This is a genomic window from Amycolatopsis sp. VC5-11 (assembly GCF_037034185.1).
GTDB classification, from domain to species: Bacteria; Actinomycetota; Actinomycetes; order Mycobacteriales; family Pseudonocardiaceae; genus Amycolatopsis; species Amycolatopsis nivea.
The window spans coordinates 303,375-323,758 of the sequence record NZ_JBAGKF010000009.1 but is presented as its reverse complement, the minus strand read 5'-3'; the positions used below and the strand labels follow the sequence as shown (position 1 = coordinate 323,758).

Below are 20,384 nucleotides of genomic sequence, written 5' to 3'. Positions count from 1 at the left end.
ACGTCACGCACTCGGCGCGAGCAGGCGCATCAGATGCCCGACCGGGCCGCGCCTGCGGACCGGGCCGGTGTCGCCGGCGCGGATCAGCGCGTCGAGCGTCCGCCCGACCTTGACGATCTCTTCGGCGGGCTCGTCCGGTTCGGCGAGGCCGGCGGTGAGCGCCAGCATGTACAGTTCGGTGCGGTGCAGCGGTTCCAGCGCGGGGCAGCGCTCCAGCGCGCCGTCCAGTGCCGCACGAAGGTCTTCGTGGTCGTGCTGCGCCTGCCGCCACGCGCGGGTGACGGCGTCGACCTGGTCGCCGGGAAGATCTGCCTCGTCGGGATCGGCGAACTCGGCGCGCAGGTAGCCGCTGAGCAACTGCGTCCACTTGTACTGCAGTGCCAGCAACAGGTTCTCTTCGGTGCCGAACTCGTCGGCGGCACCCGGGATTTCGGCCAGCGACAGCGGTGCCTGCGGCGCGCGCCTCGCCTGGCGGACAGCGGCATCGAGGATCTCTCGCCGCCGGTAGAAGTCGGTCCAGCTCATGGTGTGGCTCCCCTTCCGTGACCCGGGTCATACTGCCGGTCTGCGGCATACTTCCGGTACGGACCTGACGCAGCCAACATACCACGGGTATGGTCCGTCGGGTCCCGGCGTAAGGTTGTGAGCGTGCCGACAATGAGGTCCCGACGACTCGACTACTCCGAGTCGACCCGATCCGCCCTGGTCGACAGCGCGGTCGAACTGTTCACGAAACGCGGATACGCGGGCACCTCGCTCGACGAGGTGGCCAAGCGCGCCCGCGTCACGAAAGGCGCGCTGTACCACCATTTCAGCGGGAAGCAGGCGCTCTTCGAGGCCGCCTTCGAGCAGGTCGAAAGCCTGGTCTACGACCGGCTGCAGAAGATCATGACTGGCGACGGCGAGCCGTGGGATCGCGCGATGGGCGGGCTGCAGGCGTTCATCCGCAGCTGCCTCGACCCCTCGTACCAGCGGATCGCCATCCACGAGGGGCCGGTCGTGATGGGCTGGGAACGCTGGCGCGAGGCCGAGGAACAGTCGAGCTTCGGGCTCGTGCGGTCCGGGCTCCAGCTGCTCGTCGACGCGGGCGAGGTGGAGCCGGTGCCGGTCGACCTCACCGCGCGGCTGCTGTTCGGCGCGCTGTCGAGCGCGGCCACCGAGATCGCGGGCGCGGCCGACCCGAAGAAGGTCGGAGCCGAGATCGAGGACGTCATCACGCGGATGCTGTCGAGGCTGCGCCGCCCCGCGGGTCACGAAGAACGGCCCGCCGCGGGCTGACCGATCCGCCATTAGGCTGGCGGACATGGACTTGAGGATCTTCACCGAACCCCAGCAGGGGGCGAGCTACGACGACCTGCTGCGGGTCGCGCGGACCACCGAAGCCGCGGGCTACGACGCCTTCTTCCGCAGCGACCACTACCTCAAGATGGGCAGCGCGGACGGCCTTCCCGGGCCGACCGACGCGTGGATCACCCTCGCCGGCCTCGCCCGCGAGACCGAGCGCGTCCGGCTCGGCACGCTCGTCACCGCGGCCACCTTCCGTCACCCCGGCCCGCTCGCGATCTCGGTCGCGCAGGTGGACCAGATGTCCGGCGGGCGCGTGGAATTCGGCCTCGGCACCGGCTGGTACGACGACGAGCACACCGCCTACGGCCTCACCCTGCCGCCGCTCAAGGAGCGCTTCGACCGCTACGCCGAGCAGCTCGCGGTGATCACCGGCCTGTGGAAGACCCCGGTCGGCGAGACCTTCTCCTACTCCGGCGACTACTACACGCTCGCCGACTCGCCCGCGCTGCCGAACCCCGCGCAGTCGCCCGCGCCGCCGGTGATCATCGGCGGGGGCGGCAAGAAGCGCACCCCGGCGCTGGCCGCGCAGTACGCCGACGAGTTCAACCTGCCGTTCGTGGACGCCGAAACCGCGCTCGCGCAGTTCCAGCGGGTGGACGCGGCGGCGGAGGCGATCGGCCGCGACCCCAAGGAGATCCTGCGTTCGGTCGCGCTCGTGCTCGCGGCGGGCCGGGACGAAGCCGAGGTCGCGCGCCGCGCGTCCGCGATCGGCCGGGAGACGGACGAACTGCGGGCCAACGGGCTGGCCGGGACCGCGGCGGAGATCGTCGACCGGATCGGGCAGTGGCGCGAGAAGACCGGGATCACCCGGCTGTACCTGCAGGTGCTCGACCTTTCCGACCTCGACCACATCGAGTTCGTGGCCTCCGAGGTCGCACCGCAGCTGGACTGACGCGAAAAGGGGCCTCCCCCGGGAGGCCCCTTTGTCGTGGAGAAGGTCAGTTCTGCAGGGCGAAGGTGACGCCGGGGGCCTTCGGAGCCTCCGGGCGCGGCAGCCAGCGGTCGTCGCTCACCGGCAGTTCGCCTTCGAGCGCGGCCAGCACCAGCTCCTTCGCCACCGGCAGCACCTCGGCGACCGGGACGTCGCGCTGCAGTTCCCAGGACAGCGACGTGGTGCCCGCGTCGCGGATGCCGCACGGCACGATGTTGTCGAACGCGGCCAGGTCGGCGTTGCAGTTCAGCTCGAAGCCGTGCATGGTCACGCCGCGCTGGACGCGGATGCCGATCGCGGCGATCTTGCGTTCGATGCCGCGTTCGTCGGCCGGGATCCACACGCCGCTGCGGCCCTCGACGCGGCCGGTGCGCACGCCGAACCGGTCGCATACCGCGATCAGCGCTTCTTCCAGCCTGCGCACGTAGTGCATGACGTCGATCGGATCGGCGAGCTTCAGGATCGGGTAGCCGACCAGCTGGCCGGGGCCGTGCCAGGTGATCTTGCCGCCGCGGTCGACGTCGATCACCGGGGTGCCGTCGGCGGGCCGGTCCTCGGGTTCGGTGCGCTTGCCCGCGGTGTAGACCGACGGGTGCTCCAGCAGCAGCATGGTGTCCGGCCCGGTTTCGTCCGCCCGCGCGGCGAGGATCTCCCGCTGCAGGTCCCAGGCCTCGGTGTAGTCGATCGTCCCGATCTCGCGCACGACGAGGGGCTCGGTGGCGATGCGGCAGCTTGCGCTCGAAGAACTCACCCGTCGAGGCTACGCCTTTCGCGCACCGGAAAGGGGACCAGCCGGAGTGCGGTCGCTGACACCAGTCCGACGCCGAGCACCGCGAGCACGGCCCCGATCGTGTCGGTGACCCAGTGCACGCCGAGCACGATCCGGCAGGCCGCGGCCAGCACGGTCGCGGCGGCGGACAGCCAGATCGCCCACCGCACGGCCCGCGGCCGGAGCCAGGCGCACAGCAGGACCACGACCAGGCTGGTCGTCGCCACCGAGACGACGTGGCCGCTGGGATAGCTCAGATCCGGGTACACCCGCGGGCGCTGCCGCTGGAACACCGGCTTGAACGCCAGGCTGGTCAGCCGGCACAGCACCAGCACTACGGCGAGCCGCACGCACAGCGAGAGCTGCGACCGGTCCCGCAGCACGACCGCCAGCAGCACCACGCCGAGCACGTACGGCAGCACCGGGCCGAGGACGTTCGTCACCACGCCCGCGATCTGACCGGCCGGGTGAGTGTCCTGCCCGCGCAAGGCCGTGGCGACCTCGACGTCGAGCTGCAGCGGCTGCCGGTCTACCAGGAAGCCGAGCCAGAGGAACGCGGCGAACAGCACCACTCCAGTGACGATCCACCGGACGCGCGGCATCGTCACGTCGCCGCGGCGAGCGCGCTGTCGACGGTGCGGTGCCGGAATTCGTACCCGCTCGCCTCGAGCTTCCGCGGCACTGCGCGCTGCCCGAACAGCGCCATCTCTTCGGCGGCCTGGCCGAGGGCGATCTTCATCGCGATTTCCGGCACCCACCACGGCGCGGGCCGGTGCACCGCGTGGCCGAGGGCCTTGGTGAACTCAGCGTTGGAGACGGGAATCGGGCCGGTGAGATTGACCGGGCCGGACAGCGTCTCGTGCTCCAGGATGTGCACGAGGGCACCGATTTCGTCGTCCAGCGCGATCCACGGCATGAACTGGCGGCCGTCGCCGAGCCGTCCGCCGAGTGCGAAACGGAATAGCGGGCGCAGCACGTCGAGCAGGCCGCCGCTGCGGGCCAGCACGAGACCCGTGCGGACCGAGACCACGCGGGCGCCGGCCGCCGCGGCGGTCGCGTCCTCCCACTCGACGCACATCTCGGCGAGAAAACCGTTGCCCGGCTTGGTGTCCTCATCGACCACAGTGGACCCGGTGTTGCCGTAGTAGCCGACGGCGGAGGCGTTCACCAGCACCCCGATGCCGTGCTCCGCCACCGCTTCGGCGAGCACTTCGGTCGGCTCCACCCGGCTGTCGAGCAGCTGCTGTTTGCGCATTCCGCTCCAGCGGCCGGGCAGCAGCGGGGCACCGCACAGGTTCACCACCGCGTCGATGCCGTCGAACGCGCCGTCGTCGATCCGTCCCGACGGCGGGTCCCAGCCGCGCTCGTCTTCCGCCCGCGCGGTCCGCCGCACCAGCCGGCGCACCTCGTGCCCGGATTCGCGCAGCCGTCCGGTCAATGCGGTGCCGATAAGGCCGCCGGAGCCCGCGATGAGTACCCGCATGTCTCTGATCGTGTCCTATCGGCCCGGTTCGCGCACACCCGGGCGGAGCTGACCGGCGACGTCGGCGGCGGCGGTCAGCAGCACCAGCGCGGGGATCGCGGCGGTCGGCTTGAGCCGGTAGCTGCCGCGGCGGTCCTGCTCGACGAGCCCGGCCGCGGTGAGCGCCTTGAGATGGTGGTAGAGCCGCCCCGGCGAGCTGAGTTCCGCGGCTTCCTGCAGCGCGGCCCCGGTTTGCGCGCCGTCGCGGGCGAGCAGCCGGACGAGCGCGATCCGGTCGGTGTTCGCCAGCGCGGCGAGCACCTCGGCGCGCGGCCCGTCCGGCAGCGACAGGACCGCCGGGGTCGTGAGCCGGATTTCCCAGCGCAGCTCGGGATCGGTCAATTCACCCTGATAGCCCACGATCCCCGGCGGACCGTCCTGGACGGGTTCGGCGGGCCGCCCCTCCAATGCGGCCATCCGGCGTTCGAGCGCCGCGACACGCTCGGCGAGGTCTTCGGTCATGCCGGTCAGTGTCCCAGCGCACGCTCCAAAGCCGCGAAGGTGTCCGGGCGGAACAGCGCGCCGACGCACAACTGCTGCAGCACTCCGCCGTACTGGAGATCCTCCGGCGTGGAGTTCTTGATGAAGACCGTGCAGGTGCCGGGACGGCGGTCCGGCCACAGCAGATCGAACCCGAGCACGAGGAAGCCGGGAAGGTTTCCGCCCTTGTACAGCACGGCTTTCGTGCCCGACGGCTCGTGTCCCGCGAACTGTTCGCCGAGGACTCGCTGCGCGAGAACGGCCGCGCGATCGCGGTTCGCGGCGATCTCGTGGTGCAGCCGGAACAACTGCTCGGCGCTGCCCTGTCCGGTCGAGGCCGACCACGCCATGATCGCTTCGACGGAGGGCGGCTTTTCGGCGACCCGGGGGAGCACCTGGGCACGGAACGACGGATCGCACGCGAACCGGTTCGACAGCGCGTCTCCCGCCGCGCGGCGGAGCACGACCGGGCTGCCTGGCGGCGGGCAGTACTCGGGGAAAAACAGCAGCAACGTTTCGCCGCCGAACATCCGCACGTCCGGCATCCGCCAGCCGCCGCGGGCTGCCGCCGCACGCAAAGCCCGGTCGCCGAGCCGGGCGCGCAGGTAGTCCGCCGCGGCATTGTCGCTGCAGAGGATCATCGTTTCCGCGATGCTCCGCAGCGGCACGCGCTGGTCCGGGTTCTTCGCGACGCCGTACTCGTCGCACGGGATTCCCAGATAGGTCAGCGCGGTGTGGTGGTCGCCCTTGCCGACCTCGCCGTCGCCGATGTACGGATGCCGGGCGTCCCAGTCGCCGACGCGCACCTGCTCGTCCGGATCGAGCCGTCCTTCGGCGACCGCGGTCGTGTAGGCGAGCAGATGGACCACCTTGATCGCGGACGCGACGACGAGCGACCGGTCCGCGAGATGGCTGAACCGGCGGCCGGCGCCGTCGGAGAAAACCGCTGACACGTCGTCGCGGTGGACCGCGAGCCGGGCGAGCCAGCCTTCGGGAGTGGATTGGTCCGGGGGATCGGCCAGCGCGACCGAGGGCAGGACGAACGTGGCGGCCCCCGCTGCTGCGACCGACGTGAGCAAGCTTCGTCGAGTGAGCATGCCGAGCAGCCTACTCCGGTATTCCGGAATTCCGGATTAGCCGAAAGTAGGAGAAGCGGCGAAGGCCCCCGCACTCGGGCGAGTGCGGGGGCCTTCGGCCGGAGAACTACCGGATCAGAGACCCAGCTCGTCCTCGAAGTTGCCCTCTTCCAGCCGCTGCTTGATCGTGGTCAGGAAGCGGCCGGCGTCCGCGCCGTCGACCAGGCGGTGGTCGTAGGTCAGCGGCAGGTACGCCATCGAGCGGACCGCGATGGTGTCGTTGCCCTCGGCGTCGCTCACCACGACCGGGCGCTTCACCACGGCGCCGGTGCCGAGCATGCCGGACTGCGGCTGCACGATGATCGGCGTGTCGAACAGCGCCCCGTTGGAGCCGATGTTCGTGACGGTGAAGGTGCCGCCGATCAGCTCGTCCGGCTTGATCTTGTTGGCCCGGGCCCGCGCCGCCAGGTCGGCGATGCGGTGCGCGAGACCGGCGAGGCTCAGCTCGCCCGCGTCGTGGATCACGACCGAGAGCAGGCCGCGCTCGGTGTCCACCGCGATGCCCAGGTGCACGGCGCCGTGGTAGGTGATCTCCTTCGTGTCCTCGTTGTAGGACGCGTTGACGTTCGGGTGCTGCTTGAGCGCCTCGACGGTCGCCTTGGCGAAGAACGGCAGGAACGTGAGGTTGACGCCCTCGCGCTCCTTGAACGCCGCCTTCGCGCGCTGGCGCAGCTTGGCGATCTTGGTGACGTCCACCTCGTGCACCTGCGTGAGCTGCGCGGAAACCTGCAGCGACTCGCGGGTCTTGGTGGCGGTGATCTGCCGGATCCGGCTGGCCTTCTGCACGGTGCCGCGCAGGGCGGCGACCTCCGGCGACACCGCGGCGGCGCGCGGCGCGGACGGAGCGGCGGCGGCCGGGGCGGCTGCCGGAGCGGAAGCAGCCGGGGCCGGAGCCGCCTTCTGCTTCGCCTCGGCCGCGGCGAGCACGTCCTGCTTGCGAATGCGGCCGCCGACTCCGCTGCCGGTCAGCGACGCGAGGTCGATGCCGTGCTCGGAGGCGAGCTTGCGCACCAGCGGCGTGACGTACGGGCCGTCGGCGGATTCCGCCGGGGCCTGGGCGGCCGGAGCGGGCTTGCTCTCCTGCGCCGGAGCCGGGGCCGGAGCGGCAGGCGCCGGAGCCGGAGCCGCCGGGGCCGGGGCGGGCTTGCTTTCCTGGACCGGGGCCGGGGCGGGCTCGGGTTCCGGAGCCGGAGCGGGCTTGCTCTCCTGCGCGGGCGCGGCGGCCGGGGCGGCGCTCGCGTCGCCGATGACCGCGAGCACTCCGCCGACCTCGACGGTCTCGTCCTCGCCCGCGCGGATCTCCAGCACGGTGCCGGCGACCGGCGACGGGACCTCGGTGTCGACCTTGTCGGTGGAGATCTCGAGCAGCGGCTCGTCGACCTCGACCGACTCGCCGACCTGCTTCAGCCAGCGGGTGACGGTGCCCTCGGTGACGCTCTCGCCCAGTTCGGGCAGCTTCACCTCGGTGCCCGAACCGCCCGCGGCCGGAGCGGTGTCCGGCTGCGACGGCGCGGATTCGGCCGGGGCGGATTCGGCCTGGGCAGGGGCTTCCTGCTGCTGCGGCGCGGGCTCCGGTTCCGGCTCGGCCTGCTGGGCCGGGGCGGAGGACTCGGGCACGCCGCCGGTGCCGTCGTCGATCACCGCCAGCTCGCCGCCGACCTCGACGGTGTCGTCTTCCTTGGCGCTGATCTTCACGACCGTGCCTGCCACCGGCGACGGTACTTCGGTGTCGACCTTGTCGGTCGAGATCTCGAGCAACGGCTCGTCGACCTCGACGGTGTCGCCCTCCTGCTTCAACCACCGGGTGACGGTTCCCTCGGTGACGCTCTCGCCGAGCTCCGGCAGCGTGACGGAGTAGGCCATTGTTCGCTGGCTCCCTTGATCGCTAAGACGTGGTCTGGATTGTGCTGGTTGCGCGTCAGCTGTGCACGTGCAGCGGCTTGCCCGCGAGGGCGAGGAACGCTTCGCCGAGTGCCTCGGTCTGCGTGGGGTGCGCGTGGATCAGCGGGGCGACGTCCTCCGGGAACGCCTCCCAGCTGTAGATCAGCTGCGCTTCGCCGATCAGCTCGCCGACCCGGTCGCCCACCATGTGCACGCCGACGACGGGGCCGTCCGGGGCCTTCACCAGCTTCACGCCGCCGGAGGTCTTGAGGATCTGGCTCTTGCCGTTGCCGCCGAGGTCGTAGGTGAACGTGGTGACGTCCGAACCGTACTTCTCCTTGGCCTGGGCCTCGGTGAGCCCGACCGAGGCGACCTCGGGGTGCGAGTAGGTGACGCGCGGGATGCCGCGCTCGTCGATGGCGCGCGGGTTCAGCCCGGCGATCTCCTCGGCCACGAAGATGCCCTGCTGGAAGCCGCGGTGCGCGAGCTGGAGGCCCGGCACGATGTCGCCGACCGCGTAGACGTTCGGCAGGTTGGTGCGCAGCCGGTCGTCGGTGAGCACGAAGCCGCGGTCGATCTGGACGCCCGCCTCCTCGTAGCCGTGCCCGGCCGAGTTCGGGCCGCGGCCGACGGCGACCAGCAGCAGGTCGGCCTCCAGCGTTTCGCCGGACTCCAGCGACACGCTGACGCCGTTGTCGTCCTGCTTCGCGCCGGTGAACCGGACGCCGGTCTTGAAGGCGATCTTGCGGCGGCGGAACGCGCGCTCGAGCTGCTTGGAGGCGTACTCGTCCTCGTTCGGGACCAGCCGCGGGAGCGCCTCGACCACGGTGACGTCGACCCCGAAGGAAGCCCACACGCTGGCGAACTCCACGCCGATCACGCCGCCGCCGAGCACGACGACCTTCTTCGGCACGTAGTCCAGCGTCAGCGCCTGCTCGCTCGCGATGATGCGGCCGCCGAGCTCCAGGCCGGGCAGGGTGCGCGAGTACGAACCGGTGGCGAGGATGACGTTCTTGCCGGTGTAGCGCGTGCCGTCGACCTCGACGGTGGTGCCGCCGACGAACCGGCCGGTGCCCTCGACGAGGTTCACCTTGTGCGCCTTGGCCAGGCCCTGGAGGCCCTTGTACAGCCGGGAGACGATCCCGTCCTTGTACTTGTTCACCCCCGCGATGTCGATGCCCTCGAACACGGCCTTGACGCCGAAGGTCTCGGCGTCGCGGGCCTCGTCGGCGACCTCGGCGGCGTGCAGCAGGGCCTTGGTCGGGATGCAGCCCCGGTGGAGGCAGGTCCCGCCCAGCTTGTCCTTCTCGATCAGCGTGACGGAAAGGCCCAGCTCGGCCGCGCGGAAGGCCGCGGCGTAGCCGCCCGATCCGCCTCCCAGGATCACGAGGTCGGCGGAGGTGTCGCTCACTTCAATAACTCCTCGGCAGCGATAGGGGTGGAGCTTCGGTCGCCGCGGCACCCGGTATAACCGCGCGCGCGACAACAGCCATCTTGTCACTACGCCGATCGGCGTTGCGACCTAGCCGGGCCAAGGCGGTGCTGCGACACCGGCCACACACGAACCCGGGAATAATGAAGTCCGGACTCTCGCCGGAAGAAAGGTGGTCGAAGTGGGGATCTTCGACTCGTTGCGCCGCCGCGGCAGACGCGGCGCGGGCACGGGAGCGGGCCGCTCCGGGGGCTCGAGCGATACCCGTTACCTGGAGGAATGGGCTGCTGCGCGTCGTGGGGTGGAGGCGTATGTCGAGCCGCCGACCACGGTGACTGACACCACTGTGGTGCTTGTCGCCCATGACGGGGAATGGACCCGCCGGCGTATTGGGAGCTTCGACGCGGCGCAGCGGTTCGGGCATAAGCACACGATTCCGGTGTATGAGGCTGCGCGGGTTGGTTATCCGAAGCGGATGCGGGAGTACACGGAGAGGCAGAAGCGGCGGCCTGGTGGTTGAGGTTGGGCTGTTGTCGGTGACTTCTCGTCGCCTGGCGGCGACATCGGGCGTTGGTTGCGTGGGGCACCCCGAAGTTTGATTGTGCTGACGGTTCGGGGGTGCTTGTCAAGGCGGGAAAGATGCCTTGACAAGCACCCCCGAACCGCAGGGGAGCTTCGTATCGGGGTGCGGGGGAGGGCTGGGTGCCTCGCTCGTTGGGTGCATCGGCTGCGGGTCGGCTTGGTGCCTCGATAGTGGGTGCATCGGATGCGGTGAGCGGTTGGTGCATCGATGTCGGCTGCGGGAGCCGGGCTGGGTGTCTCGTTTGTTGGGTGCATCGGCTGCGGTTGGATGGGTGGTAGCGCCCCAATGTGGCATTGGGTGCGTTAGATGCACCGAATGCCGCATTGGGTGCGTCGCGGTCCGTGAAGGGCTCCTTGAGGGAATCTAGGTCCGTGAAGGAGCCCTTCACGGACCGGTGGCTGGTCGTGAGGGGAACCCTGGGGGAATCTGGGTTCGTGAGGGTGGCCCTCACGGGCTTCGGCGGGTGGGTGAGTCAAGCGCTTGCTTCCAGAAGCCGGTGGTGGTGTTCCAGCAGTGCGCGAAATGATGCGTGCGCGGTGCTGCCGTAGGTGAGGTCCACTTCGACTGCTCGCCAGTTGTCACCGGTGTGGGTGAGCAGGATTGTCGCGGGGTCGGAGACGATCACGACGGATCCGTCGGCGCGCAAGTCTCGGGCGGGCAGTAGGCGGGGGAACACTACGTCCGCGGGTAAGCCGTCCGTGAGTGTCAGGAACTCGCGGTAGTCGTCGGGCAGGCGGAGGCCGAGGCGTTGTTCGGCGGCGGCTAGATCGGCGGGTGGCGTCGGGGCGGGGGCGCGTTGTCCGCGCAGGCGGAGGATCGCTGCGAGCAGTTCAGGGAGGCTGGCTGGGCCGGTCGGGTGGCGTTCGCGCAGGGCGGCGATCAGTGCGCCTGCGCATTGGTCCGGCCATTCGGAACCGAGGGCGAGTGGATCTGCGCCGTTGATTAGTTGGGTAGTGAGTGAGCGGGTGGCGGCGAGGGTTGCGACGTCTGGGGTGGGGTGGTTTTCCACGAGGGTGGCCCATGCGTCGAGGTCGGCGGCGGCGAGTGCGTCGCGTATCGGGTCGGGGCGCTTGGGGGCGAGCGCGGAGACTGCGCCTGCGACTGGTGAGCCGTCGAAGAGACCGTCCAAATCGGACACTCGGCGGGTGAGGAAGGCTTGGTGGGCTTGTTCTTCTGCGTCCAGGTCTAGCGGGGCGAGGGCGTCTGCCCATTGTGGACGGTCGCCGCGGGCCTCGAAGAGCATTGCCCAGGCGCGGGCGTGCACGGCGTCGTCGGCGAGTGCGGACGTTGGGCGGCCGGTTACCGCGTGCCATTGCGTGACAAGGCGGTCGGAGGCGTCGGTCGCGCCTGCGGTTGCCAGGAGGAGTGCGGCGTGGCCGATCCTGCGGTCAGCGGCGGCCTCGTCGGCGGTGAGCACGTCGCGGACGGCGGTTTCGAGGTAGTCGTCGCGCTGCATGTCGCGAGCGTGCCACACGGCCGCGGACACGACGGAGGCCCCGCACCGGCGTGGGTGCGGGGCCTCCGGGTCAAACAGGTCGATCAGCCCTGGTCGGCGATGTCCGCCAGCACCGCGGCGATGGTGCGGACCGGGATGCCGGTGCCGCCCTTGCCGGTGTAGCCCCACGGGCCGCCGGAGTTGAAGGCCGGGCCTGCGACGTCGAGGTGCGCCCACGGCAGGTCGGCGGGCACGAACTCGCGCAGGAACACGCCCGCGACGAGCATGCCTGCCCAGCGCTGGCCGGTGACGTTCGCGATGTCCGCCAGGCGCGAGTCCAGGTCGGCGCGCAGTTCGTCGGGCAGCGGCATGGCCCAGCCGCCCTCGCCGGTGGCCTGCATGATGCCCGCGACGCGGTCGCGGAACTCGTCCGAGCCCATCACGCCGGAGATCCGGTTGCCCAGCGCGACCACCTGCGCGCCGGTCAGCGTGGCGGTCTCGATCAGGTAGTCCGGGTTCTCCTCGGCCGCCCGCACGATCGCGTCGGCCAGCACGAGGCGTCCCTCGGCGTCGGTGTTGAGCACCTCGACGGTCTTGCCGCCGTACATGGTCAGCACGTCGCCGGGACGGTAGGACGTGGCCGAGGGCAGGTTCTCGGCCAGCGGGATGTGCGCGGTGACCTCGAGCGGGTACTTCAGCTTCGCGGCCAGCACGACCGACGCGAGCACGGCGGCCGCGCCCGACATGTCGGAGGTCATGTGGTCCATGTTCGCGGCGGGCTTCAGCGAGATGCCGCCCGAGTCGAAGGTGATGCCCTTGCCGACCAGCGCGACCTTCTTGCGCGCCTTGGCCGGCTTCCAGCTGACCCGCAGCAGGCGCGGCGGCCGCGACGAACCGCCGCCCACGCCGAGGATGCCGCCGAAGCCCTTGCGCTTGAGGGCCTTCTCGTCGAGCACCTCGAAGTCGAGGCCGTTCTCGTCGGCGAGCTTCTTCGCGCGGTCGGCGAAGGAAGCCGGGAACAGGTCGTTCGGCGGGGTGTTGATCAGGTCGCGGGCGATGATCACCGACTCGGCGATGAACCCGGCCGCCTTCAGCGTGGCCTTGTGCTCGCGCGCGGTGCCCTCGGCCGGGCTGACCAGGTCGGCCTTCGCCAGCGGGCCCTCGCCCTTCTCCGAGCGGTACTCGGTGAAGACGTACGCGCCCAGCGCGATGCCTTCGGTGGCGGCGTGCAGGTCGAGCGCCGACAGCGTGACGAACGCGCGCTCGGTGCCGTTCAGCGCGCGGGCCGCGGCGCCGGCCGCGCGGCGCACCTGCTCGGCGGTGATTACGCCGTCCTGCGGCTTGCCGAGGCCGACCGCCAGCACGACGCCCGCGGGCAGCTTGCCCAGCGTCGGCAGCTTCACGATCTCCTCGGCCTTGCCGGTCGCGCCGAGCGTGCCCAGCACCTCGGCGAGCTTGCCGTCGAACGCCGCGTCGGCGACCTCCGCGCCGGCGGCGAGCTCGAGGCCGCCCTCGCCCTGGAGAGTGCCGATCACGACGACGTCGGCGCGGGTCTTGCCCAATGCCGCACCCGTGTTCTCGGAGAGGGCAAGCTTCGGCACGGTCACTTCTGGCTCCTCGCGACGTCGCGGTGGCGCCGGGCGATCTGCCCGGTCGATCGTGAGCCATGCTAATGACAAAGCCATCCGGACGGGGGAAGGGGGATCGCGGTGCGGCTCGCGGGAGCACTCCTGGTGACGCTGGCGGCAGGCGCCGCCGGGGCCGGGTTTTGGGTGCTCGGCGGGGTTTTGCTCGCCGCGCTGATCGCGGTCGCGGCTTCCCGGCTGCCCGCGCTCGGCGATGATCCGGCCGCCCGGATCGCCGGCGGATTATCCCGGCTGGCCCAGATCGTCGTGCTCGCGCAGGCCTTCGGCGCGTACGTGTTCCCAGTGCAGCCCGGATACGCCGCCGCTGCGCTCGTGGTGTTCGTCGCGGCGGCGGACTTCGCCGGGCTGCGGCTGCCGGACCTGCTGGTCAAGTGGGTGCTCGGGGTGCTGCTGGCCGCCGCGGCGGTGCTCGTGGCGATGTGCCTGGCGGTCGCTCCGGTTGCGCAAACGGGCGGAATCGGCACGCCGCCGGTGGCCGGGATCGTGGTCGCGGCGTTGTTCCTGCTGCCGTTCCTCGTTCCGGAACCAGGGGAGCGGAGCACCGGACGTGCGCTCGTGCTGAGTCTGGTCGCGGTGGCGGTCACGGCGGTGACCCTGCTGCAGCTGGGTCCGGTCCGGCTCGGACTGTCCGGGACCGCGATGCGGGATCTGCTCTCCGCGGCGGACGCCGGACAGTTCCAGCCGTTGCTCACGGTGATCGCAGTGCTGGCGACTCTTCCCTCGGCATTCACGACTTTCGTCGGTGCTCGACAGCGGTTTGCGCCGTCTGGCGGGGCTCCGGTCGCGATAGCCGCGGTGCTGGCAGCGGTAGCCGCGGCGTTCGTTCCGCTGCCGGCGGTACTGCTCGTGGCGGGCCTCGGCGCGGTGGCGGAACTGCTGCTGCGGGTGCGGGTTCGCCGCTACCGTGGCGTCCATGACTGAGCACCGCTGGGCGCCGGGACAGACAGTCGTCGAACGTTTCGTCCGCCCGGACGGCAGCATCGGCCAGCATCATCCGCTGCGCGTGCTCTCCGACGACGGCGAGACGCTGCTCGGCTGGCTCCCGGTCGGCACGCCGATCGTCGGCAGCAGGCTCGCGGACGGCCGCTCATTGCGGGAAGCGCCGCTGGAACAACGGTTCCGCGAGCCGCGCGTATGCGTGCCGGACATCTGGCACGGCTCCTCGACGCTGCGGCTGATCCCCGAGCGGGCGTGGTCGTCGGTGTGGTGGTTTTTCGAGCCGGACGGCCGGTTCCGCGACTGGTACGTGAACCTCGAACTGCCGCGCGGGCGCACCGAAACCGGCCCGGACCGGATCGACGGCGTCCTCGACCTGGTCGTGACGCCGGGCGCGGGCTGGGAATGGAAGGACGAGGACGAAGCGGAGGCGGCCCTCGACGCGGGGCGGTTGACCATCGCCGACCTCGACCAGCTGCGCGCGGAAGGCGAACGGATGGGCGCGCTGGCCGAGCGGGGCGCGTACCCGTTCGACGGCACGCACACCGATTTCCGCCCGGACCCGGACTGGCCCGCTCCGGCGCTGCCCGCCGGGCCGTGCTGACCGCTGCCGCTTACTGGGCCAGCAGGACCAGCGCGATGAACAGCACGATGTTGACGACGAGCAGGATCACCACGGATTTGGTCGGCAGGTTCTTGGTGATCACCTTGCCGTGCAGGTTCTTCCACCAGTAGATGCCGAATCCGGCGACGACCAGTCCGAGGAAGAAGCCGAACCCGCTCGAAAGCAGGCCCCAGCCGACCATCCCGAGCAGTCCCGCGCCGAAGGTCAGCAGGGCGGCGGCGCCGAAGGTCTTGACGTCCGGCCCGGCCCCGGGCCCGGTTTGGCGTGCTGGTTGAGTGCTCACGCCGACCATCGTAGTGGGGTGACGCTGCGAGCGCGGGACAGTGCGGCGAGTAAAACCACAGGACTTCCGACTAACGTGCTTCCGACCAAGCGCTATCGTTTACGCATGACCACAGCGACGCAGTTCACCCACGTTCCGAACCCGAGCCCCGCGAGTCCTGAACGCGTCGCCGAGGTACTTGCCAAGCCGGGGTTCGGCACGCATTTCACCGACCACATGGTCACCGTGCGCTACAGCACCGAAAAGGGCTGGCACGACGCCAAGGTCGGGCCGTACGAACCGTTCACCCTCGACCCGGCCACGTCCGTGCTGCACTACGGGCAGGCGATCTTCGAGGGCCTCAAGGCCTACCGCCAGCCGGACGGCACGATCGCCGCGTTCCGGCCGGACGCCAACGCGCAGCGGTTCCGCGATTCCGCCGAGCGGCTCGCGATGCCGCAGCTGCCGGTGGAGACCTTCGTCGACGCGCTGCGCGAGCTGATCGCCGTCGACGAGCGCTGGGTGCCGACCCGCCAGGGCGACTCCCTGTACCTGCGCCCGTTCATGATCTCCACCTCGGCCGGTCTCGGCGTGAACAGCCCGGCCGACGAGTACGTCTTCGCGGTGATCGCCTCGCCGGCCGGCTCGTACTTCAGCGGCGGCGTCAAGCCGGTCAGCGTGTGGCTGTCCACCGAGTACGTGCGCGCGGCCCCCGGCGGCACCGGCGCGGCGAAGTGCGCCGGCAACTACGCGGCGTCCTTCGTGGCGCAGGCGCAGGCCGTCGAAAAGGGCTGCGACCAGGTGGTGTGGCTGGACGCGGTCGAGCGCCGCTGGGTCGAGGAGATGGGCGGGATGAACCTGTTCTTCGTCTTCGGCTCGGGCGACGACGTCCGCGTGGTCACCCCGGAGCTCACCGGTTCGCTGCTGCCGGGCGTCACCCGGAAGTCGTTGCTGCAGCTGGCGAAGGACGCCGGGCACAAGGTCGAGGAGCGCCGGATCTCCACCGACGAATGGGAGAAGGCGGCCGCCTCGGGCGAGCTGACCGAGGTGTTCGCCTGCGGCACGGCGGCGGTCATCACGCCGGTCGGCCACGTGAAGCACGGCGGCGGCGAGTTCTCGATCTCCGGCGGGCAGCCGGGCCCGGTCACCATGGCCCTGCGCGAGCAGCTCGTCGGCATCCAGGAAGGCACCCGCCCGGCCCCGTCCGGCTGGATGACCCCGCTCACCTGACGTTCCAGCTGTCCGTGAAGGGCTCCTTGCGGGAATCGGATTCCCGCAAGGAGCCCTTCACGGCTTTCAGGACGTGAGCGGGCCGGAGACGCCGGATTGCTCGTGCGTGGTCATCTCGGCGAGCACGCGGCTGGCCATCATCAGCAGCGGCAACGCGGTGACCGCGCCGGTGCCTTCGCCGAGGCGGACGTCGAGGTCGAGCAGCGCCCCGAGGTCGAGGTGCTCCAGCGCGAGCGCGTGCGCGGGTTCGCCAGTGAGCTGCCCGGACATCCACCAGCGGCGCGCGCCGGGCGCGAGTTCTTCGGCGACGAGCGCGGCGGAGCAGACCACGAGCCCGTCGAGCACCACCGGCGTGCGGCGAACCGCTGCCTGCGCGAGAAAGCCCGTCATCGCGGCGATATCGGCCCCCGAGGACGTCCGCAGCAGCGCGAGCGGGTCGGCCAGCACCGCGCGGGCCCGGCGCAGCGCGTCGCGGACCGCGGCGGCCTTGCGCATCCAGGTGTTGTCGTCGATGCCCGAACCCCGGCCGACCACGGCGACCGGTTCGCTGCCGGTCAGCGCCGCGACCAGCACCGACGCCGGGGTGCTGTTGCCGATCCCCAGGTCGCCCGCGATCAGCAGGTCCGCACCGCCGTCGACCTCCGCGTCGGCGATCTTGCGGCCGGCTTCGACCGCGGCGCGCACCTCGGCGTCGGTGAGCGCGTCCTCGACGTCGATCGAGCCGGAACCGCGGCGCACCTTGAACTCGCCGATCGACCGCATCGCGGATTCCTCGGTGTCCACGGCCATGTCGACCACGCGCACGCCCGCACCCGCCGCCGCGGCGAGCACGTTGATCGCCGCGCCGCCGGTCAGCATGGTCCCGACGAGCTGCGACGTGACCTCCCGCGGATACGCCGAGACGCCCTTCTTCGCGATGCCGTGATCGCCGGCGAACACGACGACGCGGGGGCGGGTGAACGGCCGCGGCGGCGCCTGGCCCTGGCACGAAGCGATCCAGACGCCGAGCTCTTCCAGCCTGCCGAGCGAGCCCGCCGGTTTGACGAGCTTGTCGTGCAGCGCGATCGCGCCCGACCGGGCCAGGTCGCTCGGCGGTTCGATCTCGCCGAACTCGATGCCCGTTTCGCCGGTGTCCACAGCCAGGTTTCCTTTCGCCGCTGGGCGTCCCGGCGCCCAACCTACCGCCGCGCGAGCAGGGCCCTTAGGGTCGGTCGGCGTGCGGGAATCGACGGCGGCCGGGGTCGTGCTGGCGAGTGGTGCGGGGACCCGGGTCGGGGCCGCGCTGAACAAGGTCTACCTGCCGGTCGCGGGCAGGCGGGTGGTGGCGTGGTCGCTGGACGCGTTCGCCGCGGCGCCCGGGATCGGTGTGCTGGTGCTGGTGATCCGGCCCGAGGACGCGCCGCTGGCCGAGGAAGTGCTGGCCGGGACGAGCGCTCCGGTGGAGATCGTGACCGGCGGCCCGACGCGGCAGGCTTCCGAACTGAACGCGCTGCGCCATCTCGCGCCGCGGATCGCCGACGGGACAGTGGATTCCGTGCTGCTGCACGACGGGGCCCGGCCGTTGGTGACGCCGGAGCTGATCGCTGCGGTGCTGGAGCGGACCAGGGAAGACGGGGGAGCGGTGCCGGGACTGGCCGCGGACGACGTGGTCTCGATGGCCGGGCCGGACACAGTCGCGGGCCCGCTGCCCGGCGCGATCCGGGTGCAGACCCCGCAGGGCTTCCGGGCGCGACCGCTGCTCGCGGCGTACGAACAGGCCGCCGAGGAAGGGTTTCTGGGCACCGACACGGCTTCGTGCATGGAGCGGTTCTCCGCGCTGCCGGTGCGGTGGGTGCCCGGCAGCGCGGAGAACGTGAAGATCACCTATCCGCACGACCTCGCGGTGGCGGAGCGGTTCCTGCTGCGCTGATCAGGGGGAAACGGTGAGCGCCGGGTCGGTGACCACGACGTCGCCCAGCGCCTCGTCGATCGCCGTGAGCAGCTCCGGCTCGAGCTTCACGCCGGCGGCCTTGACGTTGTCGTGCACCTGCTCCGGCCGCGAGGCCCCGATGATCGCCGACGCGACGTTCGGGTTCTGCAGCACCCACGCGACGGCCAGCTGCGCCATCGACAGCCCGGCGTCGGCCGCCAGCGGCTCCAGCTTCGCGACCGCGGCGAGGGTCTTCTCGTCGAGGAAGCGCTTGACCATGTTCGCGCCGCCGTTCTCGTCGGTCGCGCGCGAACCGGCGGGAAGCGGCTGGCCCACCTTGTACTTGCCGGTCAGCACGCCCTGCGCCACCGGCGACCAGACGATCTGGCTCAGGCCCTCGCGCTCGGAAGCGGGCACGACCTGCGATTCGATGACGCGCCACAGCATCGAGTACTGCGGCTGGTTCGACACGAACGGGATCTTCAGCTCGCGGGCGAGCGCCGCGCCGCGGGAGATCTGCTCGGCGTTCCACTCCGAGACGCCGATGTAGAGCGCCTTGCCCTGGCGGACCAGGTCGGCGAACGCCTGCATCGTCTCTTCCAGCGGCACCGTGCGGTCGAACCGGTGCGCCTGGTACAGGTCGACGTAGTCGGTGCCGAGCCGCTTGAGCGACGCGTTGGCCGACTCGAGGATGTGCTTGCGCGAGAGACCCTTGTCGTTCGGGCCCTTCGGACCGGTCGGCCAGAAGACCTTGGTGAAGATCTCCAGGCTCTCCCGGCGCTGCCCCTTCAGCCCGCGCCCGAGCACCGACTCCGCGGCGGTGTTGGCGTAGACGTCAGCCGTGTCGAAGGTCGTGATGCCCGCGTCGAGCGCCGCCTTGATGCAGGCTTGCGCCTGGTCCTCCTCGACCTGGGACCCGTGGGTCAGCCAGTTGCCGTAGGAGATCTCACTGATGTTGAGGCCGCTGCGGCCGAGACGTCGAAACTCCATGCCGACAGCGTAAACGTTTCGTTCGCGAGGCTAACGACCTGTGTGCCGCACGGCTCAGTTCGGGATCGGGTCCCCGGCCTTGAGCCGCGGCTTCGGCACGCGCAGCTTGCGGATCTGGCTCGCCCGGACGAACGCGTACCAGCCGACGCCGCGGGTGGCGGTCGCCGGTTCCTTCGGGAAGCGCTCGCGGACCAGCTTCGAGATCTTGCGGCCGTTCACGAAGCCCTCGATGGCCATGACCAGCAGCATCGCCATGCAGACCAGGGTGATGTACTGCTGCACCGCCGGCGCCGGGACCAGCAGCGCGAGGAACACCAGGATCGCCAGCGGCATGAACAGGCCGAGGATGTTGCGCCGGGAGTCGACCAGGTCGCGCACGTACGCCTTGACCGGGCCCTTGTCGCGCGGCGGCAGGTACTTGTCGTCGCCCGACATCATCCGCTCGCGGCGCACGCGGGCGGCTTCCTTGCGGTCTTCCTTGCTGACCGGGTTGGCCTTGCGCAGCTCCTTGTTGCGCTTCATCGCTTCGCGCATGGAGGTGGGCGGCGCCGCGACCGGCCCGCGCCTGCGTCCCTCGGCCTCGCGGCGCTTGGGCGTCGCCTTGCCCTTTCCCGGCGTGTACGACTTGCTCGTGACCGGGGAATCGTCAGCGGCGGCCTCGGCCGCGGAGTCTTCGGCGGCGGGGTCAGTGGTGCTTCGGCGCAGGAACCTCACCTCACCAGGGTATTGCAGGCGTCACGGCTTTGTTCACCAGGTCGTTCCATATGCGACGATGGAGGGGAACAGATCGGGCGAGTCCCGTGTTGTGCCTAGGACACGAGATGTACCCGCAGCGAGTTCGACCAAGAGGGAGTGCCATGACGACCGCTGAGCAGACCGGTGCGGCTGCGGCCGAGACCGCCGAGGAGACCCACGGCGTGACGTTGACCGACGCCGCGGCCGCCAAGGCGAAGGCGCTGCTCGAACAGGAGGGCCGCGACGACATGCACCTGCGCATCGCCGTGCAGCCCGGCGGCTGTGCTGGCTTGCGCTACCAGCTGTTCTTCGACGAGCGCACGCTCGACGGCGACCTGTTCCGCGACTTCGACGGCCTCCAGGTCGCCGTGGACCGGATGAGCGCGCCTTACGTGTCCGAGGCCGTGATCGACTTCGTCGACACCATCGAGAAGCAGGGCTTCACGATCGACAACCCGAACGCCACGGGTTCCTGCGCCTGCGGCGACAGCTTCCACTGAGCCCAGAGCCGGAAAACGGGCCCCGCGCGATCCGC

The 20,384-nt window shown here is 70.8% G+C and carries 22 protein-coding genes; 8 read left to right on the top strand and 14 right to left on the bottom strand.

Annotated elements, in window-relative coordinates:
* Positions 1–3: 3 nt before the first annotated feature.
* On the bottom strand, positions 4–525 hold the full coding sequence (locus tag WA670_RS27005) for a hypothetical protein (RefSeq protein WP_275295744.1): 522 nt from the start codon (positions 523–525) through the stop codon (positions 4–6).
* 132 nt (positions 526–657) lie between these two features.
* Here WA670_RS27005 and WA670_RS27000 point away from each other — a divergent pair, with 132 nt between their 5' ends.
* Together WA670_RS27000 and WA670_RS26995 are read left to right on the top strand one after the other, a co-directional pair.
* Positions 658–1,278: a TetR/AcrR family transcriptional regulator gene (locus tag WA670_RS27000; protein WP_275295745.1), complete on the top strand. Its 621-nt coding sequence runs from the start codon at positions 658–660 to the stop codon at positions 1,276–1,278.
* Positions 1,279–1,303: 25 nt separating this feature from the next.
* Positions 1,304–2,239 carry an LLM class F420-dependent oxidoreductase gene (locus WA670_RS26995; protein WP_336159227.1) on the top strand — a complete coding sequence of 312 codons (936 nt, stop codon included), beginning with the start codon at positions 1,304–1,306 and terminating at the stop codon, positions 2,237–2,239.
* A gap of 46 nt (positions 2,240–2,285) precedes the next feature.
* Here the strand turns inward: WA670_RS26995 and lipB are convergent, their stop codons facing one another.
* From lipB to lpdA, 7 genes are all read right to left on the bottom strand, one after another.
* Complete coding sequence (gene lipB, locus WA670_RS26990; protein WP_037809504.1) at positions 2,286–3,029, bottom strand: lipoyl(octanoyl) transferase LipB; 744 nt, start codon at positions 3,027–3,029, stop codon at positions 2,286–2,288.
* Entirely contained in the window at positions 3,026–3,655 is a 630-nt protein-coding gene (locus tag WA670_RS26985; protein ID WP_037809506.1) for a phosphatase PAP2 family protein, read from the bottom strand. The genes lipB and WA670_RS26985 overlap by 4 nt, the downstream gene beginning before the upstream one ends.
* The gene (locus WA670_RS26980; protein WP_037809508.1) at positions 3,652–4,530 is read right to left on the bottom strand and encodes a TIGR01777 family oxidoreductase; all 879 of its coding nucleotides are present in this window, start codon (positions 4,528–4,530) and stop codon (positions 3,652–3,654) included. The genes WA670_RS26985 and WA670_RS26980 overlap by 4 nt, the downstream gene beginning before the upstream one ends.
* Before the next feature lie 15 nt (positions 4,531–4,545).
* On the bottom strand, positions 4,546–5,031 hold the full coding sequence (locus WA670_RS26975) for an ArsR/SmtB family transcription factor (protein WP_037809509.1): 486 nt from the start codon (positions 5,029–5,031) through the stop codon (positions 4,546–4,548).
* Positions 5,032–5,036: 5 nt separating this feature from the next.
* Positions 5,037–6,146, bottom strand: a complete 1,110-nt coding sequence (locus tag WA670_RS26970) for a serine hydrolase (protein ID WP_336159226.1) — start codon at positions 6,144–6,146, stop codon at positions 5,037–5,039.
* A gap of 114 nt (positions 6,147–6,260) precedes the next feature.
* Positions 6,261–8,048, bottom strand: coding sequence for a 2-oxoglutarate dehydrogenase, E2 component, dihydrolipoamide succinyltransferase (gene sucB / locus WA670_RS26965; RefSeq protein ID WP_134734449.1), 1,788 nt, complete (start codon positions 8,046–8,048; stop codon positions 6,261–6,263).
* A 55-nt stretch (positions 8,049–8,103) separates the two neighbouring features.
* Positions 8,104–9,477, bottom strand: a complete 1,374-nt coding sequence (gene lpdA, locus WA670_RS26960) for a dihydrolipoyl dehydrogenase (protein ID WP_037809512.1) — start codon at positions 9,475–9,477, stop codon at positions 8,104–8,106.
* A gap of 193 nt (positions 9,478–9,670) precedes the next feature.
* Here lpdA and WA670_RS26955 point away from each other — a divergent pair, with 193 nt between their 5' ends.
* On the top strand, positions 9,671–10,018 hold the full coding sequence (locus WA670_RS26955) for a hypothetical protein (protein ID WP_043827645.1): 348 nt from the start codon (positions 9,671–9,673) through the stop codon (positions 10,016–10,018).
* A 535-nt stretch (positions 10,019–10,553) separates the two neighbouring features.
* Here the strand turns inward: WA670_RS26955 and WA670_RS26950 are convergent.
* Both WA670_RS26950 and WA670_RS26945 read right to left on the bottom strand, forming a co-directional pair.
* Positions 10,554–11,537, bottom strand: a complete 984-nt coding sequence (locus WA670_RS26950) for an SMI1/KNR4 family protein (protein ID WP_336159225.1) — start codon at positions 11,535–11,537, stop codon at positions 10,554–10,556.
* A gap of 83 nt (positions 11,538–11,620) precedes the next feature.
* The gene (locus tag WA670_RS26945; protein ID WP_043827644.1) at positions 11,621–13,123 is read right to left on the bottom strand and encodes a leucyl aminopeptidase; all 1,503 of its coding nucleotides are present in this window, start codon (positions 13,121–13,123) and stop codon (positions 11,621–11,623) included.
* 102 nt (positions 13,124–13,225) lie between these two features.
* Between WA670_RS26945 and WA670_RS26940 the strand changes: the two genes are divergently transcribed.
* Positions 13,226–14,083: a sulfatase gene (locus WA670_RS26940; RefSeq protein WP_336159224.1), complete on the top strand. Its 858-nt coding sequence runs from the start codon at positions 13,226–13,228 to the stop codon at positions 14,081–14,083.
* The gene (locus tag WA670_RS26935; RefSeq protein WP_134733547.1) at positions 14,076–14,702 is read left to right on the top strand and encodes a DUF402 domain-containing protein; all 627 of its coding nucleotides are present in this window, start codon (positions 14,076–14,078) and stop codon (positions 14,700–14,702) included. Before WA670_RS26940 ends, WA670_RS26935 begins: the two co-directional genes overlap by 8 nt.
* A 10-nt stretch (positions 14,703–14,712) precedes the next feature.
* Here the strand turns inward: WA670_RS26935 and WA670_RS26930 are convergent, their stop codons facing one another.
* Entirely contained in the window at positions 14,713–15,015 is a 303-nt protein-coding gene (locus WA670_RS26930; protein WP_037809519.1) for a hypothetical protein, read from the bottom strand.
* Positions 15,016–15,111: 96 nt separating this feature from the next.
* Between WA670_RS26930 and WA670_RS26925 the strand changes: the two genes are divergently transcribed.
* Positions 15,112–16,215, top strand: coding sequence for a branched-chain amino acid aminotransferase (locus WA670_RS26925; protein ID WP_037809520.1), 1,104 nt, complete (start codon positions 15,112–15,114; stop codon positions 16,213–16,215).
* Between the two features lie 66 nt (positions 16,216–16,281).
* Here the strand turns inward: WA670_RS26925 and cobT are convergent, their stop codons facing one another.
* Positions 16,282–17,352 (bottom strand): nicotinate-nucleotide--dimethylbenzimidazole phosphoribosyltransferase, encoded by a 1,071-nt coding sequence (gene cobT, locus WA670_RS26920; protein ID WP_037809521.1) that lies wholly within the window; start codon positions 17,350–17,352, stop codon positions 16,282–16,284.
* A gap of 79 nt (positions 17,353–17,431) precedes the next feature.
* On the opposite strand from cobT, the gene WA670_RS26915 reads away from it, so the two are divergent.
* Entirely contained in the window at positions 17,432–18,124 is a 693-nt protein-coding gene (locus tag WA670_RS26915; RefSeq protein WP_336159223.1) for an IspD/TarI family cytidylyltransferase, read from the top strand.
* Here the strand turns inward: WA670_RS26915 and WA670_RS26910 are convergent, their stop codons facing one another.
* Both WA670_RS26910 and WA670_RS26905 read right to left on the bottom strand, forming a co-directional pair.
* Complete coding sequence (locus tag WA670_RS26910) at positions 18,125–19,114, bottom strand: aldo/keto reductase family protein (RefSeq protein WP_037809525.1); 990 nt, start codon at positions 19,112–19,114, stop codon at positions 18,125–18,127. It abuts the gene before it with no gap.
* A gap of 54 nt (positions 19,115–19,168) precedes the next feature.
* A complete protein-coding gene (locus tag WA670_RS26905; protein WP_037809528.1) occupies positions 19,169–19,828 on the bottom strand; it encodes a DUF3043 domain-containing protein in 660 nt (219 codons plus the stop codon).
* Between the two features lie 143 nt (positions 19,829–19,971).
* On the opposite strand from WA670_RS26905, the gene WA670_RS26900 reads away from it, so the two are divergent.
* Positions 19,972–20,349 carry a HesB/IscA family protein gene (locus tag WA670_RS26900; RefSeq protein WP_037809530.1) on the top strand — a complete coding sequence of 126 codons (378 nt, stop codon included), beginning with the start codon at positions 19,972–19,974 and terminating at the stop codon, positions 20,347–20,349.
* Positions 20,350–20,384 lie beyond the last annotated feature (35 nt).

Coding starts and splice junctions, on each gene's coding strand:
- WA670_RS27005 (WP_275295744.1), bottom strand. CDS start 525: ATGAGCTGGACCGACTTCTACCGGCGGCGAGAGATCCTCGATGCCGCT.
- WA670_RS27000 (WP_275295745.1), top strand. CDS start 658: ATGAGGTCCCGACGACTCGACTACTCCGAGTCGACCCGATCCGCCCTG.
- WA670_RS26995 (WP_336159227.1), top strand. CDS start 1,304: ATGGACTTGAGGATCTTCACCGAACCCCAGCAGGGGGCGAGCTACGAC.
- WA670_RS26980 (WP_037809508.1), bottom strand. CDS start 4,530: ATGCGGGTACTCATCGCGGGCTCCGGCGGCCTTATCGGCACCGCATTG.
- WA670_RS26975 (WP_037809509.1), bottom strand. CDS start 5,031: ATGACCGAAGACCTCGCCGAGCGTGTCGCGGCGCTCGAACGCCGGATG.
- WA670_RS26970 (WP_336159226.1), bottom strand. CDS start 6,146: ATGCTCACTCGACGAAGCTTGCTCACGTCGGTCGCAGCAGCGGGGGCC.
- sucB (WP_134734449.1), bottom strand. CDS start 8,048: ATGGCCTACTCCGTCACGCTGCCGGAGCTCGGCGAGAGCGTCACCGAG.
- WA670_RS26950 (WP_336159225.1), bottom strand. CDS start 11,537: ATGCAGCGCGACGACTACCTCGAAACCGCCGTCCGCGACGTGCTCACC.
- WA670_RS26935 (WP_134733547.1), top strand. CDS start 14,076: ATGACTGAGCACCGCTGGGCGCCGGGACAGACAGTCGTCGAACGTTTC.
- WA670_RS26930 (WP_037809519.1), bottom strand. CDS start 15,015: ATGGTCGGCGTGAGCACTCAACCAGCACGCCAAACCGGGCCCGGGGCC.
- WA670_RS26925 (WP_037809520.1), top strand. CDS start 15,112: ATGACCACAGCGACGCAGTTCACCCACGTTCCGAACCCGAGCCCCGCG.
- WA670_RS26910 (WP_037809525.1), bottom strand. CDS start 19,114: ATGGAGTTTCGACGTCTCGGCCGCAGCGGCCTCAACATCAGTGAGATC.
- WA670_RS26900 (WP_037809530.1), top strand. CDS start 19,972: ATGACGACCGCTGAGCAGACCGGTGCGGCTGCGGCCGAGACCGCCGAG.